The 18,311-nt window shown below is 44.0% G+C and carries 18 protein-coding genes; all 18 read right to left on the reverse strand.

What is annotated here, in order from left to right:
* Positions 1 to 28: 28 nt before the first annotated feature.
* Positions 29 to 523 (reverse strand): flagellar basal body rod protein FlgC, encoded by a 495-nt coding sequence (gene flgC / locus V3V99_00570; protein MEE9441149.1) that lies wholly within the window; start codon positions 521 to 523, stop codon positions 29 to 31.
* A 14-nt stretch (positions 524 to 537) separates the two neighbouring features.
* Positions 538 to 951, reverse strand: a complete 414-nt coding sequence (gene flgB, locus V3V99_00575; protein MEE9441150.1) for a flagellar basal body rod protein FlgB — start codon at positions 949 to 951, stop codon at positions 538 to 540.
* A 114-nt stretch (positions 952 to 1,065) separates the two neighbouring features.
* Complete coding sequence (locus V3V99_00580) at positions 1,066 to 1,887, reverse strand: flagellar motor protein MotB (GenBank protein MEE9441151.1); 822 nt, start codon at positions 1,885 to 1,887, stop codon at positions 1,066 to 1,068.
* Complete coding sequence (locus V3V99_00585) at positions 1,887 to 2,780, reverse strand: motility protein A (GenBank protein ID MEE9441152.1); 894 nt, start codon at positions 2,778 to 2,780, stop codon at positions 1,887 to 1,889. Before V3V99_00585 ends, V3V99_00580 begins: the two co-directional genes overlap by 1 nt.
* A 151-nt stretch (positions 2,781 to 2,931) precedes the next feature.
* Positions 2,932 to 4,290 (reverse strand): sigma-54 dependent transcriptional regulator, encoded by a 1,359-nt coding sequence (locus tag V3V99_00590; protein MEE9441153.1) that lies wholly within the window; start codon positions 4,288 to 4,290, stop codon positions 2,932 to 2,934.
* A gap of 31 nt (positions 4,291 to 4,321) precedes the next feature.
* Positions 4,322 to 5,620, reverse strand: a complete 1,299-nt coding sequence (locus V3V99_00595) for an ATP-binding protein (protein ID MEE9441154.1) — start codon at positions 5,618 to 5,620, stop codon at positions 4,322 to 4,324.
* A gap of 57 nt (positions 5,621 to 5,677) precedes the next feature.
* A complete protein-coding gene (locus V3V99_00600; GenBank protein MEE9441155.1) occupies positions 5,678 to 6,769 on the reverse strand; it encodes a chemotaxis response regulator protein-glutamate methylesterase in 1,092 nt (363 codons plus the stop codon).
* Between the two features lie 28 nt (positions 6,770 to 6,797).
* Positions 6,798 to 8,546 carry a chemotaxis protein CheA gene (locus V3V99_00605; GenBank protein ID MEE9441156.1) on the reverse strand — a complete coding sequence of 583 codons (1,749 nt, stop codon included), beginning with the start codon at positions 8,544 to 8,546 and terminating at the stop codon, positions 6,798 to 6,800.
* A 14-nt stretch (positions 8,547 to 8,560) separates the two neighbouring features.
* Positions 8,561 to 9,187 (reverse strand): protein phosphatase CheZ, encoded by a 627-nt coding sequence (locus V3V99_00610; protein MEE9441157.1) that lies wholly within the window; start codon positions 9,185 to 9,187, stop codon positions 8,561 to 8,563.
* Between the two features lie 10 nt (positions 9,188 to 9,197).
* Positions 9,198 to 9,575 (reverse strand): response regulator, encoded by a 378-nt coding sequence (locus V3V99_00615; GenBank protein ID MEE9441158.1) that lies wholly within the window; start codon positions 9,573 to 9,575, stop codon positions 9,198 to 9,200.
* Between the two features lie 33 nt (positions 9,576 to 9,608).
* A complete protein-coding gene (locus V3V99_00620; GenBank protein MEE9441159.1) occupies positions 9,609 to 9,980 on the reverse strand; it encodes a response regulator in 372 nt (123 codons plus the stop codon).
* 16 nt (positions 9,981 to 9,996) lie between these two features.
* Complete coding sequence (locus tag V3V99_00625; GenBank protein ID MEE9441160.1) at positions 9,997 to 10,998, reverse strand: protein-glutamate O-methyltransferase CheR; 1,002 nt, start codon at positions 10,996 to 10,998, stop codon at positions 9,997 to 9,999.
* 136 nt (positions 10,999 to 11,134) lie between these two features.
* Positions 11,135 to 11,530: a response regulator gene (locus V3V99_00630; GenBank protein MEE9441161.1), complete on the reverse strand. Its 396-nt coding sequence runs from the start codon at positions 11,528 to 11,530 to the stop codon at positions 11,135 to 11,137.
* Positions 11,531 to 11,534: 4 nt separating this feature from the next.
* On the reverse strand, positions 11,535 to 13,439 hold the full coding sequence (locus V3V99_00635; protein ID MEE9441162.1) for a HEAT repeat domain-containing protein: 1,905 nt from the start codon (positions 13,437 to 13,439) through the stop codon (positions 11,535 to 11,537).
* A gap of 18 nt (positions 13,440 to 13,457) precedes the next feature.
* Positions 13,458 to 13,817 (reverse strand): STAS domain-containing protein, encoded by a 360-nt coding sequence (locus V3V99_00640; protein ID MEE9441163.1) that lies wholly within the window; start codon positions 13,815 to 13,817, stop codon positions 13,458 to 13,460.
* Positions 13,818 to 13,838: 21 nt separating this feature from the next.
* Positions 13,839 to 15,572: a SpoIIE family protein phosphatase gene (locus tag V3V99_00645; GenBank protein MEE9441164.1), complete on the reverse strand. Its 1,734-nt coding sequence runs from the start codon at positions 15,570 to 15,572 to the stop codon at positions 13,839 to 13,841.
* A 119-nt stretch (positions 15,573 to 15,691) separates the two neighbouring features.
* Complete coding sequence (der, locus tag V3V99_00650; protein MEE9441165.1) at positions 15,692 to 17,011, reverse strand: ribosome biogenesis GTPase Der; 1,320 nt, start codon at positions 17,009 to 17,011, stop codon at positions 15,692 to 15,694.
* Positions 17,011 to 18,303, reverse strand: coding sequence for a DUF512 domain-containing protein (locus tag V3V99_00655; protein MEE9441166.1), 1,293 nt, complete (start codon positions 18,301 to 18,303; stop codon positions 17,011 to 17,013). The genes der and V3V99_00655 overlap by 1 nt, the downstream gene beginning before the upstream one ends.
* Positions 18,304 to 18,311 lie beyond the last annotated feature (8 nt).

Raw genomic sequence — 18,311 nt, forward strand, 5'->3', positions numbered from 1 at the left:
TCTGTTTCCCTCTCTACTTCAAGTGATTTTAGATATCCAATGCGTCTTTGGCCATCTCCTTTGACGCCGATACGGCCATGGCATTGGCTTCATAAGAACGATTCGCAGCGATCATATCGACCATCTCGTTTATGATTTCAATATCGGGCATCTTGACATAACCTTCCTCATCCGAATCGGGATGTCCGGGATCATAAACCAGTTTATATGAATCCTGTCCCTCGCTCACTTCCCTGGCGCTGGCCATGTCAACACTGCCATAAAATTTACTCGTTATCGGAGCCGCCTCAAGATGAGAATTGTGAGTTCGAATCAGGCTATTCTGGCTTTTCTGTAAGATTGTTTTGAACGGTATCTTTTCAGATTCGGCGCTAATTTCCAATCTTTTGCGCCGGTAGGGCCCGCCGCTTTCAGTCTGAGTCGTTTCGGCGTTGGCGATATTTTCGGAAACGACATTCATCTTGCGCCGCTGTACCGACATGCCTTTTCCCGAAATCTCTATTGCAGAAAATATACCATCCATATTCACGTCCTCTATTAACTGCCTCTAATGGCTTTCTTCAAAAACTGTACTTTTCTTTGCAATATCCTGGAGCCGATTGAATAACGCATCTGATTGACCGCCAGATTAGTGACTTCGCGATCAATATCGACGCCGTTCAAATCATCATCGGATTCCGGACCATGCTTCAAAATCTTGACCTTGTTGTTTGGTCCCGAATTGGGTATATGGCCCGGATTGGTAGCCTTCATCGCTAATACGGGACCGCTACCGAGGGCTTTTTTCATCTCCGCCTTAAAATCGATATCTTTGGCAGCGTACCCGGGTGTAGTCGTGTTGGCGAGATTAGCGGTTATCAACTTATGCCGCTGAGACGCCAAATCGAGAAACTTGGAAAGTTTATCGACTCCGGTTTTCTGCCAAATTGTCGCTTTTATAAAATCAGCCATAGTTTTCTCCGACAAGCCTAAAAGCAAGGCCGATGCCAACGCGGAGACATATACTGTATCGTATTGGATAATAAGAAGTTGTGATTTTTCGAGGGGAGTTCTTATTGGGCTGGATTATTGATTTTCGGGAAAATTATTCCAGCCCGGAGAGGAATCTATTTCCGTTGAGATTTCGCTCATGACCTCCAATTGTTCTTTGGTAAACTGATCAAGCTCCGATGAAGGCTCAGCGATAGACAGCTCCATTGTCTGCACCACGATGTCAACCCGGCGATTTTTGGCTTTATTCTCAAGAGTAGTATTTGGCACGAAAGGACGATATGAGGCAAAACCGGCAGCCGAAATTTTCTCGGCCGGGTAACTATGCTTTTCAATCAGATATCTCACGACCTGAGTAGCACGGGTGGCAGATAGTTCCCAGTTAGACGGGAATAATGAAGTTCGGATGGGGCTGCTGTCGGTATGCCCCTCCACCCTGACATGATTAGGCATTCCCAGAATATCTGCCGCGACCAAATCCAACAGCTCACGCGCCCGCGGTTTGAGTTCCGCTTCGGCTTCATCAAACATGGCCGATTCCATAATGTGAATAGTCAGACCCCGTTCATTGATTTCAGTAACAATATCTCCCCGGCGGCCAATCTTATCCAGTTCGCCATTTATTTTGGTCTGCAGCATTTTCAAGCTGCCGACCTTGAGAAGGCCATGCCCGGTATTGGAATTATCAACATCGGGAGACCTCAAGATCGACGGACCGCCCTTCAGGATGCCATGCAACGCCTGCGAAACTTTGCCAAACTTCTTGGCGTCAATACGTGACATGGAATACATGACGATAAAGAATGCCAGGAGCAAAGTTATGAGATCGGCATAGGTGAGTAACCAGCGATCAGAATTATCCTCTGGAATATCTGATTTGCGGCGATGAATAAACATTACTCATCAACTCGCAGTAAGGATTCGAATTTTTTACGTCGGAGACGCATCTGTACCAGTTCATCATCCGTTTTGGCACGTTGCTGCACCGCCTTGCGAGTTTCTTCAAACGATTGTTCGGTGCGCAATTCAGGTTTGATAAACGACATTAACCGAGTCCGAATAATTCGAGGATTATCGCCCGATTGAATCGCTATGACCCCTTCGATGATAAGCTCCATATTGGCCGATTCTTCATCATGCCGAAATCGCAGTTTATCACCAATCGGGAGATAAATGATATTAGCCATGGCAATACCCCACAGTGTCGCGATAAACGCTCCCGCTATTGCGACGGCCATCTTACCTGCGTCGGAAGTATTAGATAAAGTATGAATCAATCCCAGGACGGTCCCGATAATGCCCATCGTCGGCGAAAATCCGCCTAAAGCCTTAAAAAGACCAATTCCGACACGATGGCGCTCGAACATGTAACTAACTTCGGTCTGTAAAATCTGGCGCAGAGTTGTCGCCTCAGTCCCGTCGATAACTAACTGAATGGCCTTTTTGAAAAATCCGTCCTCAATATCAGGCAAATCCCGTTCAAGTCCCAGGACGCCTTCCCGTCGAGCCCTTTCGGCCATCCTTGTTATCATATCTATGGTTTTCCGGGAATCGGGGTTTTTTCGAAAAAACACTATTTTCAAAAGAGTTGGCAATTTATTAACAGTGCTAAACGATGTGGTAATCATCGCCGCGCCGAAAGTCCCGCCGATGACTAATAACATCGGGGCAGTCCGGGTTATGGCCTGAAGCCGGCCGCCCTCCATAAAAAACGCCATAAGAATAGCGCCAATGCCAATCGCCAGCCCGCCGAATGTAGCTAAGTCGATGTAGAATTTTTTTCTTGCCATAACTTTTTTCTAATTCGATACGAATCGAGTAATCATTCAGGATATCGGCAAAACTCCCGATTTTAACACCTCTAAATCCGTAAAGAAAAGCCGCCCCGGTCGAGGCGGCTATGGAGTTACTATCATTTTGTAATACACACTAAGTTTGAATTTAGTCTGAAGAAGTATCGGCCATGCCGTATTCATGGAGTTTGTTGCGCAGGGTTCGGGGATTGATACCCAAAATTTCAGCGGCGCGAGTTCGATTGCCATCCTGTTCTTCAAGTGTTTTTAGAATAAGTAATTTTTCGGCTTCGTGAACCGTCATCCCCACTCTAAAATTGCCGCCCTTATCTTCAATTTTGCCTAAAACCAACGATGATGGGAAATCTTTGGCCGAAAGAGATTTTTCCTGTGATATGACTACGGCTCGCTCGATAAAATTCTCCATTTCGCGAACATTTCCGGGCCAATGATATTTCATAAACAGCCTCATCGCGGATTCATCGAGGGATTTCTTTTCTTTACCGGTTTCCTCGCTATACTTACTCAGGAAATGTTCCACCAGAAGCGGGACATCCTCCATCCGCTGGTTTAGCGGGGGCACGTCAATCGGTATTACGTTCAGACGATAATATAAATCTTCCCGAAAATTCCCGTCGGCTATCTCTTTTTTCAAATTGCGATTAGTTGTCGCTATAATCCGAACGTCAACCTGCATAGAAGTTCCCGAACCAACCCGCTCAAATTCCCGCTCTTGAAGCACTCGCAACAATTTACCCTGGAGTTTATTCGGAATTTCGGAAATTTCATCGAGAAGCAACGTCCCTCCGTCGGCCAGCTCGAACCTTCCCCGGGTTTGCTTGTCGGCTCCGGTAAAAGCGCCTTTTTCATGACCAAATAATTCTGACTCCATCAGTCCGTCGGGAAGAGCGGCGCAGTTCAGTTTTATAAATTGCCTTTCAGCGCGGTCAGAATAAAGATGAATAGCTCGCGCGATTAATTCCTTGCCAGTGCCCGATTCACCGCTTACTAAAATCGTCGAGCGGCTCGGGGCGACATTCTGTATCATTTGAAAAATTTCTGTCATTTTTTTCGACGCGCCCACCAGGGTTCGGTATTTTTCATTCACTTCCGCCCTGAGAAGCATATTTTCCGAACGCATCGACATAAATTCATGCGCTTTGCTGACGACCATCTCCACTTCATCGGGAGAGAAAGGTTTCACAAGATAGTCAAAAGCGCCGATTTTCATGGCTTCAACGGCGTTTTGAACGGTGCCATAAGCAGTCATCAAAATCACGACCGTATCCGGGTATTTTTCTATAATTATTTTCAACAAATCCATCCCGGACGTTTTATGCATCTTGATATCGCTTATTACCAGATCAAACGATTGCGATTCCAATATTGTTTTGGCTTCTTCTCCGGAATATGCCGCGGTAACATCGTGTCGAACGCGCCGAAGAGTCTCACCGATAAACTCGTTTACGAGTTTATCATCATCCACTACCAGAATGCTCAATTTCATTTTATCCGTCCTTTACAAGACCGAAAATTAATTAATCGGAGGCGGGCAGGATAATTCTAAAATTCGATCCTTTCCCCTCTTCCGATTTAACGCTTATATCGCCCCCATGCGCCTGAACCGTTTTCCAAACCGATGCCAATCCCAATCCTGACCCATTCTGGCTGGATTTAGTCGTAAAAAAGGGTCGGAATATTTTATCACACAAGTCGGCGGGAATTCCCGGGCCGGTATCCTCTACCTCGATCCACACCTTGTTTTCATCGTTCGAGTCGGCATTTATACTATTTTCTCTGCCAGCTCTGATTGTTATCCTGCCGGTTCCGTTCATTGCCTCCCGGCTATTTCGATAAAGATTCAAAAACACTTGTCTCATCAAATGCGGATCGCAGGCAACAGTCAGGCTTCGTTTTTCATTCTCAATATCAATCTCGATAGAAATCTCTTTTAAATCCTCCTGGGCTCGTTCATATTCAACGCTATCTTCGATAAGAGCGCTAAGAGATACTTCCCGCATATTTAATTGATCCCGGCGAGTGTAATCCAAAAGAGCAATAACGGTTTTATTCAGAGTATCCACACCCGAGATTATTTTATTTACCAGATTTACTTTAACGCTATCGTCGCCCAGTTCTCTTTTTAGTAAAGCCGCGAATCCGCCTATTCCACCTAACGGATTACGGACTTCATGCGCCACCGTCGCGGCCATCTCACCCAAAGCGGCCAGGGTTTTGACCCGGTTTACTTCCGCTTCCAGCCTTTTGATTTTGGTCATATCGAAAAATATTTCAACCGCTCCATAAGTGTCGTCATTGCCGTCATCAAGCAGTGACGTTGATACGGAAACCGGAATTTCTTTGCCGTCGTTACTCAGTAGTACTTTTTCCTCGGCCTCGAATTCAACCCCGGTTGAAACCGTATCAAGAGCGGAATACCGCGCTCCCGTGGAACATGAAATCACTTCATCATATTTTTTTCCAAGTGCGGCGCTGGCCGGAATTCCGACGATCTTCTCGGCAGCCGGATTAAAATGCGATATCATTCCGGATTTATCCACAACCAAAACTCCGGAAGTCAAGGAGCTAAGAATAGAATTCAAAAAAGTCGTAACCGATTGATTCTCAGCAATGGTCGCTCTTAGACGGTGGTTAATGTCTTCGAGTTCACGGCTTTGGCCGCTATATTCTTTTTCGAGGGTAAGGTACTGCCTCTGTAAATTATTAATGATTTTATTGAATGTTTCGAACGACTCGCTGAATTGAGTTAGTTCATCACTCGATTGAACACCCTGTTTGCTGTACTTCTCACCTTCCATGGTGATAAAAACAAGCAATATATAACAAGAGAAATCAACAAAAAAGTTATTGTAATTAAAGCTGATCAGGTTCGATTAGAAATACGATACTATATCGGCTGCTATCCGTTCGATAGGACTAATACGATCGACGATACCGGCTTCGATGACGGCTCGGGGCATACCATAAACTATGCAGGTATTTTCATCCTGAGCGATCATAATTCCGCCCGATTTTTTAACACGCTTTGCCGCCATAAGTCCGTCGTGGCCCATACCGGTCATAATAACTCCCATGGCTGTACCCCGATAATTGTCCTCAACCGAATTCATCATGATATCCACCGACGGTTTGTATAAAGTATCTGCCGGTTCATTGGATAATTTTATGGCATGCCGGGCGCCGCTGCGATTAACGATCATATGCTTATCCCCGGGAGCGATATACACCATACCGCCTTGTAAAGATTCGCCGCCTTCAGCTTCTTTAACCTGCAGCGCAGATAAACCATTGAGTCGGTTGGCGAGGGTTTTGGTAAACATTGGCGGCATATGCTGGACAATCAAAATCGGTACGGGAAAATTCTTGGGTAATTGAGGAATGACTCTTTGAAGCGCCGGAGGTCCCCCGGTCGAAACCCCGACGGCCACGACACGAATATTTTTCTTCCCGGCTTTCGATGAAAGAGGCATCGCTACGCCGAGCAACGGCTTTGCCACTTGGCGTTTTCTCTTGACAGCCGCACTAATTCCCGATACACAACGCGTGCGGTATTGAGCCATAAGAAGATTCTTGCGGTTTTTTATATGCTTAATCTTCGCAATTAATTCCTGTTTGATTTTAACAATATCAAGCGAAACGTATGATAACTGTTTGGGTATAAAATCGACCGCGCCAAGATCCAACGCTTCCAGGGTGGCCTGAGCGCCTTCGGATGTTAATGAAGAAACCATCATTACCGGAGTCGGTTTTTCCTTCATTATTTTGCGCAACGCCGTCAAACCGTCCATGCGAGGCATTTCTATATCCATTGTCACCAAATCGGGAGCGAGTTCAAGAACCTTTTCAACGCCTTCTTCTCCGTTTGTTGCTGTTCCGACAACCTCAATTTCAGGATCATCACTGATCATCATGCTGATGGCTTTGCGCATAAACGCGGAATCATCAACAACCAGTACGCGAATTATATTTTTTTGAATCATCTGATATCAGTCTTTATTTGTTATATTCATTGGCAAGTTTGAAAAGCCCAATTAAATCAACAATGAGTCTGACTCGGCCGTCGCCCAGGATAGTAGCTCCTGCCAAACCCTTGGCTTTACCCAGCATGTGACCCATTGATTTAATTACAACTTCCTCTTGTCCCAGAAGCTCATCAACAATCAATCCCAATCGTCTATCAGCAAGTCCCACAACAACAACATACGGATTTTCGCTTTTATCGGCAGTGTTAGCCCTGCCCCTAAGTACATGATTAAGATTAACGATAGGTAATAATCCGTCGCGAAGGGTAATGACCCTCCTGCGGTTAACTGATTCTATTTCATCCAGGGAAACTCGCAGAGTTTCCAGCACCGACGCCAGGGGTACGATATAGGTTTCATCTTCACTAATGATTAATAAGCCTTGTAGAATGGCAAGCGTTAATGGAAGCTTAATGCTGATTGTTGTACCTTTTCCAACCTCGGATTCAATATCGATTATACCCTTGAGCTTTTCAATATTGGTCCTGACAACGTCCATCCCTACGCCACGCCCTGAAACATCGGTAACTTTCTTGGCGGTAGAAAAACCGGGTTGAAAAATAAAGCTATAGATTTCCCGACTGGTTAGACGTTCCACTTCTTCCGGAGTTGTCAATCCGCGCTCAATAGCCTTACTTTTTATGGCTTCAATATCTAAACCCTTGCCGTCATCCTCAATTGAGATTACGATATTGGAACCCTCCTGAGACGCACCCAGTCGAATCGTACCTTCTTCCGGTTTGCCGTTTGCGATTCTGTCTTCGGGGATCTCGATTCCATGATCGCACGAATTTCGGATTAAATGCACCAACGGATCGCCAATCGACTCAATAACCGATTTATCGAGTTCCGTTTCTTCTCCGAACATTTCAAGTTTGATTTTCTTTTTGGCCTCGCGAGATAGGTCTCGAACCATTCTGGGGAATTTTGTAAAGACTTTTTCGATCGGTAACATTCTCATCTTCATAACCGCCAATTGTATTTCGGTGGTTACGAAATTGATTTGAGAGCCCGCCCGATTCAAGTCATCCATCCCCGCTAAGTCTTCATGCTCACGCCCCAAATTGTTGGTCGTTTGCAGAAGGCTATTTCGGCTCAGGACCAACTCCCCCATAAGATTCATTAATGTATCAAGGCGATTGACTTCAACCCTGATAGTTTCTTTTTCTTGATGGTTGCCGCCAGCTACATTATTTTGCTTTTTCGCGGACTGTTGCACCGGCGCCGCAGGTTTGTTTTCGGATCCCTTTTGAACGGAAATTTCATCTTTGGGTGGTGTCTTTTCCTCATTAACCGATTCGATTTCCTGGCCTTCATTTATCGCGACCAACTTTGAAATGATACCGCTTAAATCCCGGTCCACTTTTTTATGGTCAGAAACATCCTGAAGGAGTATTTTCAAATTATCGACCGACTCAAGCAACACATCCATAATGTTGCCGTTGACTTTCAATGTGCCTTTCCTCATCTTGTTCAGCACATCTTCCATCTTATGAGTCAGCGATGTTATATCATCAAGACTGAGAAACCCCGAAGTTCCTTTTATCGTATGAGCCGCACGGAAAATCTCATTTAAGAGATCCGGATCTTCAGGCGTTTCCTCAAGCTTGACGAGATTATTGTCGAGCGAATTTACTAATTCATCAGCTTCTACCAGAAAATCAACAATGATTTCCTGCATTTCATCAAGTCCAATCATTTCGACGTCAGTCGTCGACATGTTTACTCCCCTTGTTAATCTTTGACGGCGACCGTGGAAACGATACTATCTACCTCACCTTGATTTTTCCCGTTAAATAAATCGGCTTCGGGATCATAAGCCTGCCCGGTAAGGGCATGTTGTTTTTCAATGTCGGATACTTCTTTTCCTTCAAAAGCCGCCAAAAGATATTGCAGGCGATTTTCAATATCTTCCAATAAAGTTGAAGCGTGCCGCATTTGCTGAGAGGTAATATCCTGGAACTGTAAAGCATCCATTATAAGAAAAGCGTTATTCTGTGAAATTGATGCCATCTCTTTAATGCGGGCCAAATGATCAAGATGAACATTTTTGTATTTGGAACGCGACTTTTTAAAAAACCCGGTGACATCACCTGTGAATTGCATGATCTTTTCCTGGTGTTCCAAAATTTGTTCAACCATATCCAGCATCGTATGAGTCGCTTTTTCGGTTTGGGCGGATATTTTCCCGAGTTGTTCATTAGCCTTGGGTAATCTCTCGCGGGATTCCATAATCGGGTTCTGCATCATTTTCATATTATGCATAATTTCATTTATGGAACCCGTCAGTTTTTTCAGTTCTGCGCGTAACCTTTCCGTGAACTGATTTTTTTCTATCTTTGTAGATTCTTTTTTCGCCATGATATTCTCCTTAAACGTTAGCCATAACTTGTTCGATTTTTTCTTTAAGAATGTCCGGCGTAAACGGTTTCACAATATAACTGTTAACGCCGGCCTTAATGGCGTCGACTATATCATCCTTAACCGACCTGGTCGTTACCATCAGGATAGGGACTTCTTTATAGTCCGAAGAACCACGAATATTGGTAACAAAAGTCATCCCGTCCATCTCCGGCATATTCCAATCGGTAATTACGAAATCGAAATTATTGACTTTCATTTTTGCAAGGGCGTCTTTGCCATCGCAGGCTTCGGTAATGTCGCTGTAACCCGCTTTTTTCAAAGAGTTAACAATTATCCGACGCATTGTCGGAGAATCATCGACTGCGAGAATTTTTAAATCAGCCAAAGCGGCCTCCTTTTATGTTTTCACAATTATCGTTTATTCCAAATATTTCGATATTTCTCTCAATAACACTGTGGATTTAAATGGCTTAACCAGGTAGGAAGATGCCCCGGCGTCTATTCCTTTTTGTTTATCCTCTTCATCTTCCTCCGAAGACAGAATGATAATCGGAATCTCCTGGTATTTGCTATTTTTGCGTAAAGTCGAGATCAATTCATAGCCGTCAACATTAGGCATGTTCAAATCGGTTATTATCAGATCCACCGGTGTCGCGTGCGTGGATATTTTTTCAATGGCATCCATTCCGTCGCTGGCCGTCAGAACATTAAATCCCCGGTTTTTCAGCGAGAACGAGACGAATTTCACAATTGTCCGAGAATCATCCACAACTAACACTGTGTGTTCCATAATCATACCTCTATATTTAGCCTGTATTTCCTACTCTATTATTCGACATGGGTTTAATTTTCTTCAACAGTTCTATTGCTTTTCCCGCTCCTGAGCCGGCCCCCGTTGTTATTGCCAGTTTTTTACCCTGAATATCTCGCGCAGCCGTATCGACCCCGCCGCGGCTTTCTTCTTTATTGTAAACCAGGGCATTTTTGAAATAAACCAGTTTAAAAGCTCTTGATATTCCGTGCAGGGACTCGCTATGACCGATATAGAAATACCCTCCCGGAGCGAGAGAATTATAAAATCCGCGAACCAATTGCTTTTTCACTTCATCCGAAAAGTAGATCATAACGTTTCGACAGAAAATGAAATCCATATTGGAATACATCGATAATTTCCGCGAATCATGTAAATTAAGGAATCCAAATCTTACCAGATTCTTGACTGCCGGATTGATTGCATACTTTTGTCCGTCATGGCTGAAATACTTCTTTATCAAGTCTTTGGGTGTCGTCCGGAGTGCGATTTCATTATAAAGCCCTCGTCGAGCGGTCGTTAAAACCCGCTCGGAAATATCGGTCGCCACAATTTCAATATTCCACCCCAAAGCGGTTCCCAGATGCTCCAGTAGTATCATAGCCAGGGTATACGGTTCTTCACCGGTCGAACATCCGGCCGACCATATTTTGATCGATTTGGGTTTATTATTCTCCACCTTATTTTTAATTACCACCTGCAAAGCCTCTTCAGAAAAGGATTTCAATTGAGGCGGATTTCGGAAAAAACTAGTCTCGTTCGTGGTCACCAAATCCATCAAATAATTGAATTCTCTCATGGTGACGTCGTATTTGACTCGATAAAAATAATCCTTATAATTCCTAATACCCAGCTCATTAATCCGCTTACAAAGCCTATTTTTAACCAGATACATTTTATTGTCCGCGAAAAATATTCCGGCCTGTTCATGAATGAAATCGCGGAACAATTCGAATTCTTCTTCGGTCAATTCCAGATCTAATTCATTGTTAACCATTACTCTTTCCCTTGTGCCCTAATCGACGATGAATCATGTGGTCTAATCTTCTCTATTAAGGCTTCCCCTATGATAAGGATACATGCGTTTATATATTACACGCCTTATTGGTCGTCATTTTTCAGCTGATCAAATGTTAGGCTTCCCCCGCCTGTATCTTACTATTTGTTTCCTCGACTACTCGCTTTATAGTCTTAAAGAGTTGATTGACATTAAACGGTTTTATTATGTAATCATCTATCTTATACCGAAGCGCTTCAATTGCGGAATCCAGCGAGGGGTAACCCGTCATTATGACGACCGGCAATCCCTGGTATAATTCTCTTATGCGTCCGGCCAAAGCCATACCATCCATATCAGGCATTTTTAGATCCGTTAAAACGATATCAAAATCCTGATTTTTTAAAAACTCAATGGCCTTATAGCCGCCTTCGGCAACCATGATATCCCAATCCTGAGAACTAAAGAAATCATAAAGCAAATCTCTAATTAGCAGCTCATCATCCACGACCAGAATTCTATATTTATTCATTTGCCTATCCCGTTAAAGCGTCAGTAGCTTCCCTGACGGCCGCCGCAAGATCCTCGTTACCTTCACAGGAAATTTGTTTCAATTTTTCAAGAATTGATTTATCTCCCAGAGTCGCTAATGCCTTCACTGCGGCAATTCGTATGATGTCTTGCTCATCGTCCAGATACTGTAAAAGCAGTTCGGAATGATCTGGAATTCTCATCCCCCCAATTGCATCAATCGTATGGTATCTGACCCATAAATCATTATCATTCAGCAGATGTTTAATATCTTCAATAGCCTTCGAACCAAGAAGTTTAACCAGAGCCGTCACGGCCGCCTTTCGAACCAATGAGTTTTCATCGTTGAGTCCGGCTCGAATAGCGCCCGCGATTTCCATATCCCCTACACGAGCCAGAGCTTCAATGGCGGACCGGCGAACGGCCGGGTCACTATGAGAAACAGTGGTAATAAGCGGATTTACGGTTTCTTCCTCGCCTATCATACCCAGAGCGATTGCAGCCAGACGCTGACGTTCGGCACTTTCATGATTTAAATCATTGGTAAACGTTTCAATAACTTTGGATCCGCCCAATAAAATCATTGCTCCCATCGCCGCTTCTCTGACATCGGGATAGTCATCATCCAATCCCTTAATCAATAAATCTTCCCGTCCCTCGGGAATACCGAGCCATCCGATAGATTTGATGGCCGCAGCGCGGACATGACCGACCGAATCAGACATCAGATGTTCGATTATTTCCCAGGAATTTTGAGCGTTGCATCGCCCCAGAGCTACGGCCACCTTCTCTCGAATCTCAGAATTAGGCGAATCGGCCAGCTTTTCTATGTCTTCGACCAGGCGAATATCTTCCGAAATCCCGATAACATCGAGAATTTTCAACTTTTCTTTGTCGGTGGATTCATGCAATTTCTCACTTATGGCCATGACTGCCGGAGTCCCAACAGCCTTTAAAACATTGGTTATATCACCCACCAGATGTCCTTCGGATTTAATAAGCAAAACTATCAATTCTTTTACTATATCCGGCTCATTCCAATGTCTCAACTCCTGGAGGGCGAATTGCACATCCGACTCATCATCAGACCTCAAACTATCGACAAGGAATTTCTTTACGACATCGTCACGAAATTCGCTATATATTGATCGGCCGTTGGCTTGGGCTATTCGTATAATGGCGGCTATCGCAGCATCCGTAATCATCTGCATGTCACTATTAATAAACCGCTTCAAATCCTCAATGCCGGCTTCTAAGCCCATTTTCCCCATAGCTTCAATAATGGAATATAAAACAACCGGATCTTTGTCATCCAGATGAACTCGCAAACCCTCAAACGCGGATTCATGTCCGATATTACCCAGGGCCTCAGCGGCCTGCGCTCGCAAAAAATCATATTTTTCAAAAGCGTTGAGAAGGGGACGAACAGAATGCTGATTACCAATGTACCCCAGCGTTTCCGCGGCTGAACAGGCCACATTTTCATTAGGATCATCCAGCATTAAATGAACTTTTCCCGCAACGGAATGGTCTTTAATTAATCCCAGTACATCAAGAGAAAATTTCCTGAGATTGTGATCTTCATTATCCAAAGCTTGTGAGAGCGCCGGGACCGCGCTTCGCCCGATTCGAATAAGAATTTCCGCGGCCAGATTTCTTACCGAAATCTCGTCATGCCCCATAAAGCTCGCGAGTAATTGAGAGCAAGTGCTCCCGCCAATTTTGACCAAATGATCCGCGGCCAGTTCCCTGATACCGCGGTCCTCGTCTTCCAGACCCAGTACCAAACCGGCAATAGCCGAGTCCTCGCTCATCTGACCGAGCTGTTTAACGGCTTCTTCCCGTTCAAAAAAATCAGGACTGGATAATTGATTTAATAGGTCTTCTACCGAAACTTCAATCTTCGGCATAATTATCCCCTCGTTTTATTATTCGGTTCCGGTTGAGCAGGCGGTCTGATAGCTGGTGATCGCCTCTTCAGAAGTTGGAAAAATCTCGAATACATGTGACAGTTGAGTGATCTCAAAAATCTCATTTACATAGGGCGCCAAATTGGAAAGAGTCAGGCGGCCCTTCTGAACTCGAATTTCCTTCATCAGTGAAACCAGTGCACCTAATCCGGAGCTGTTGATGAAATCGACATCCTTCATATCCAGATGTATCATATTCCGTTTTTCATCAAGAATAGTTTTCACAGTTTCTTTTAATTTGGCGGCATTGGCCAAATCAAGTTTGCCACGCATTGATAACACGTTGACTTGATCTTTGATACTGGTAATAATTTCCATCCCATCCTCCTTTTGTATATCTTATTGTATATTTTCCTGGTCCGGCTTAAGTAAAATTCTCACCCTAAGACCCCCTTGAGGCCTCCGTGAAAATTCGACTTCATCTGCTAATTCCTTTATTAATCCGAGCCCCCGACCACTTTCTGCCAGAGGATCAATATTCAAATTATGGTTTTTTAACTCCTCTAATCCCCTGCATGTACCTTCGTCCAAAATATCGGCAATAATGCTTGATTTATTTAGCGTCAGGGAAACATGTATTTTCTTCGATTCATCGTTTTTATGGGCATGGATTACTGCGTTTGTAAACGCCTCGGAAATAACTACTTTGATTAAATTAGCGATTTTGGCACTCAGATTGTTCTCTCCGGTTGCTGTGTCGAGATCGTTATATAGCTTTTCCAATTGCGTCAGACTTGAGACATATTTGAAATCATATTCCTTTTTTTGCTCTTCCGGCTGATTGATATCAATCACAAGCGTTGTAAAATCATCGGTTGACTCTTTGCGAGAGCCGATCCGATAGCGGTCTATCTCTTCTTTGACAACCTGATTAAATCGCTTGGTATCGAAAGCTATACCGGCTTTGAAAAACTCCTCAAGTCGATCCAGGCCATATAGCAAACCGCCTTTATCTTCCGCTTCATTTATGCCATCCGAATAGATAAAAATCCGGTCGCCCGGCCCAATTTTAATTTTGGACGAGCGGAAAGGTAATCCCGCGAATTGACCAACTAAAGTTGCTTTTGACTTTAAGCGCAAAGTATTTCTATTTGACGCCCGGTAATAAAACGCCGGCGGATGACCGCCATTACAGTATTCCATGACTCCCGAATCGAGATCTATATACCCCATGAACATGGTTAAAAACATACTTCTATCTTTGATAATATCGTTACACAGAATATCGTTTAGCTGAGCCATAAGATGGGTAACCTGAATGTTCTTCCCGGAGCCAATATTAGCGTGAATTATCGCGTGAACCGAGGTCATTACCAGGGCGGCCGGAATTCCCTTATTGGCGACATCCCCGAGCATGAACAGCATTTTGTTTTTGCCGATTGGCATGATCTCGTAATAATCTCCCCCAACCTTTCGCGCCGGAATATAGGTCGAGGCAACATCAATGCCTTTCATGGTTACACTTTCAGGGAGTAACGTAGTCTGGACTTGTTGAGCTAAATCCAGTTCCTGTTCAATTTTCTGTTTCTCAAGAGACTCCTGAAGAAGGGCAGAATTTTCCATTGAAACCGAAGTGAAACGACAAATCATCTCCATCGCTTCAAGATCATGATCATTAAATTCCCCACCTGATTCTTTATTAAATATTATCATCGTGCCGGAGATAGTCTTGGAACCAAGAGGCGATATTATAAGATTGTTGGCGGGAAAATCATTGGAGAAACTCTTTCGGCAATCATTATCATAGAACGCCTGTTTTTGATTAAGGCAATAGCGGACGACATCCATATTTTCTTTATATTTATACCCCTCGATAATATCAGCGTCTATCCCCCAGGCTACTTTGACTGACATCCGCCCGTCTTCTAATATTATGACCGCTCCGACTTCACCGGCTACTTGTCGGATGGCGATTTCCATCGCCACCGTTAATACTGATTCCTGATCGAGTATCGAAGTAATAACCGCGGCAATATTTGCTAAATCATGAATTTCCTGATTATTGGTTTCTAATTTATTCTCGAGCTCATATATCTTTTCCTCGAGATCATATATAGTATCCTGATATTCCAAATTCGGCTTCCAATTGATATATTTATTCCATTTTTCGGTGTATCGGCCGGAAGAAAATATTATTAATTAAAAATGGATAAGAGACAAAGCCTTACGCCGCCCCTGCGATAAAATCCGGATTATTTATCGGAACGCTTTTTGAATTTGAATTTCAGAGGTATGCCTTCAAATCCAAATTGCTCGCGCAGGCGATTAGTTAAGTATCTGCGATATGGATCCTGAATAAATTGAGGATAATTTGAAAAGACGACAAAAGTTGGCGGACCCGTATCCGGCTGTGAAATATAATAGAACTTTATCCACTTACCTTTGGTAGCTGGGGGCGGTTGACGTTTGACAGCGCCTTCGAGAAATTTATTCAGCGTGGACGTATCGATGCGTTTATTGTATTCATAGTAAACGCGATCGATCAAACTTAAAGTTTTCACGACCCGCTGACCGGTTTTTGCCGATATAAAAATCGAAGGGATATAACTAAAAGTCGGCATCGCTTCGGCCAACTGCCGAGCGTAAATCGCGGCGGAGTTTTCGTCCTTGTCAAATATATCCCATTTATTAACCGTCAAAACCATCCCCCGCCCGGCTTCGGCGACTTCATCTATAATTTTTAATTCCTGGACATTCAATCCTTCGTTGGCATCAAGAAGAATCAAAGCCACGTGACAACGCTGGACGGCGCGAATCGTTCGTAGAGTCGTATAGTATTCTATATTCTCTTTGACCCGGCTTTTTTTACGCAATCCGGCCGTATCTACCAGAGTATAGGTTATGTTATTTACCGAAATTACCGAATCTATCGAATCACGAGTCGTCCCCGGTTGTTCGGAGACTATATGTCGTTCCTCACCCAAAAGGCAATTGACAAAAGATGATTTTCCAACGTTGGGTCGCCCGACTACCGCGATGCGGATACTGCTGTCTTCCGGAACCTCATCGCCAGTCTCGGGCAATAACCGAACAATCTCATCCAGAAGATCCCCGACGCCCCGACCGTTAGCCGCGGAAACGCAAAATTGCCGCTCAAAGCCGAGACTGTAAAATTCACTGGCGTCAATTTCGAGCTGTTCGTTATCTGCTTTATTGGGTGAAATAATGATAGGCTTTTGGGCCCGCAATAATTGCCGGGCGATTTGTGAATCGAGCTCCGTTATTCCGGTTTGGCAATCGACCATAAAAATAACGATATCTGCTTCATCAAGACCAATCTGAGCCTGCTCCAAAATTAACTGCTCCATCTGGTCATCGGTCCCGGGCACCATTCCGCCCGTGTCGACCAGATAAAATTCCCGGCCGTTCCAATCGCAGGGCGCGAAATTCCTGTCGCGGGTTACACCCGAAGCGCTGTCGACAACGGCCAGCCGTTGTTTAATCATCCGATTGAACATCGATGATTTACCGACGTTAGGACGGCCAATTATGGCAACGATGGGCAATGGCATCAACTGTTCCTCATCTCAAAAGCCCGGCGAATTAATTTCACCAGATCATACGAACCGGTCAAAACCGGACATCCGACCATTTTAGTAAACTCATCGAGAGTCAAATTGTCAAGAAAGAGATCATCCGTGTTGAGGCAATTCGGCGGCAACAGGAGTACATCCTGTTTATTATTCCTAATCCGTTTCAGAATATCACCCCCCGTCAATAATCCCGTTACGGTAACGGTATCTCCCCAGAATTCATTATCGACAACATACAATGATGTTTTTAAGTTTCTAATTCTATCAATAGCTGGCATGACAGCCGACTTCATAAACCGTTCAGCCGACCGACCGGTTACAATTCCTATCCGCAACTTAGCAGAATGTTCCCCGGGCAACCATCTCTTTCTTCGATTGAAACCAGTAATAAACTGACGAGCCATCCCGATGCCGTTCTCAAACTGGGGCATATCCTCATACTCTGAAAGTGGAGGAAATTTCCTGCCGGCCAACAAGTAAAATTCATCGGCGGCATAAACGAATCTTGTTTTAATTAATTTCTGAAATCGCTTTTGAGTTTTATGAATGAATTTTACGATTTGGTCAGCTTCTTTTCCTGAATATGAGCGCAAATCCGGGAGGCGTTTTCTATATTTTGTTAATCCTACCGGCACAACCGCCAGCGACGACACTCCGGGATATAATAAAGCTAAATCTTCTATTGTCCTTTCAAGATGTTCACCGTCATTAATACCGGTGCATATTACTGTTTGAGTATGTACGGTAATGCCATTACTTGTCAATTTCTTTAAAGCCGGAATAATCCTGGGCAATTTTTCATTTTGGAAAATGCAGCGTCGTAGTTTATCATCGGTAGAATGAACAGAGATATACAACGGCGACAGACGTTGCTCTATAATTCGAGCAAAATCGGCCTCGGTCATCCCCGATAGAGATATAAAATTGCCGTGCGTAAACGAAAACCGGTAATCATCATCCTTGATGTATAAACTCCGGCGCATCCCTTTGGGCTGTTGATGAACGAAACAGAAAATGCAATTGTTATTGCAAATTTTGATTTTCGTCTTTTCAAATTCCAAACCCAAATCACCACAGGCATAGGCATCGTCGATTTTTATTATTTTCTTCTTTCCATCGATGAAAAAATCAAGGCGTAATTTATCTTCTGTATTGTAAAAATGAAAATCGATCTCATCGGATACAGGATGCCCATTGACGGCAACCAGGTCGGCTCCCGGTGTGATTTCACCATAAAATGGTGAAGATTTTGTTATCGCGACTACTTTCATAACAATAA

Source organism: Candidatus Zixiibacteriota bacterium (genome assembly GCA_036480375.1).
Classification (GTDB): Bacteria; Zixibacteria; MSB-5A5; order GN15; family JAAZOE01; genus JAZGGI01.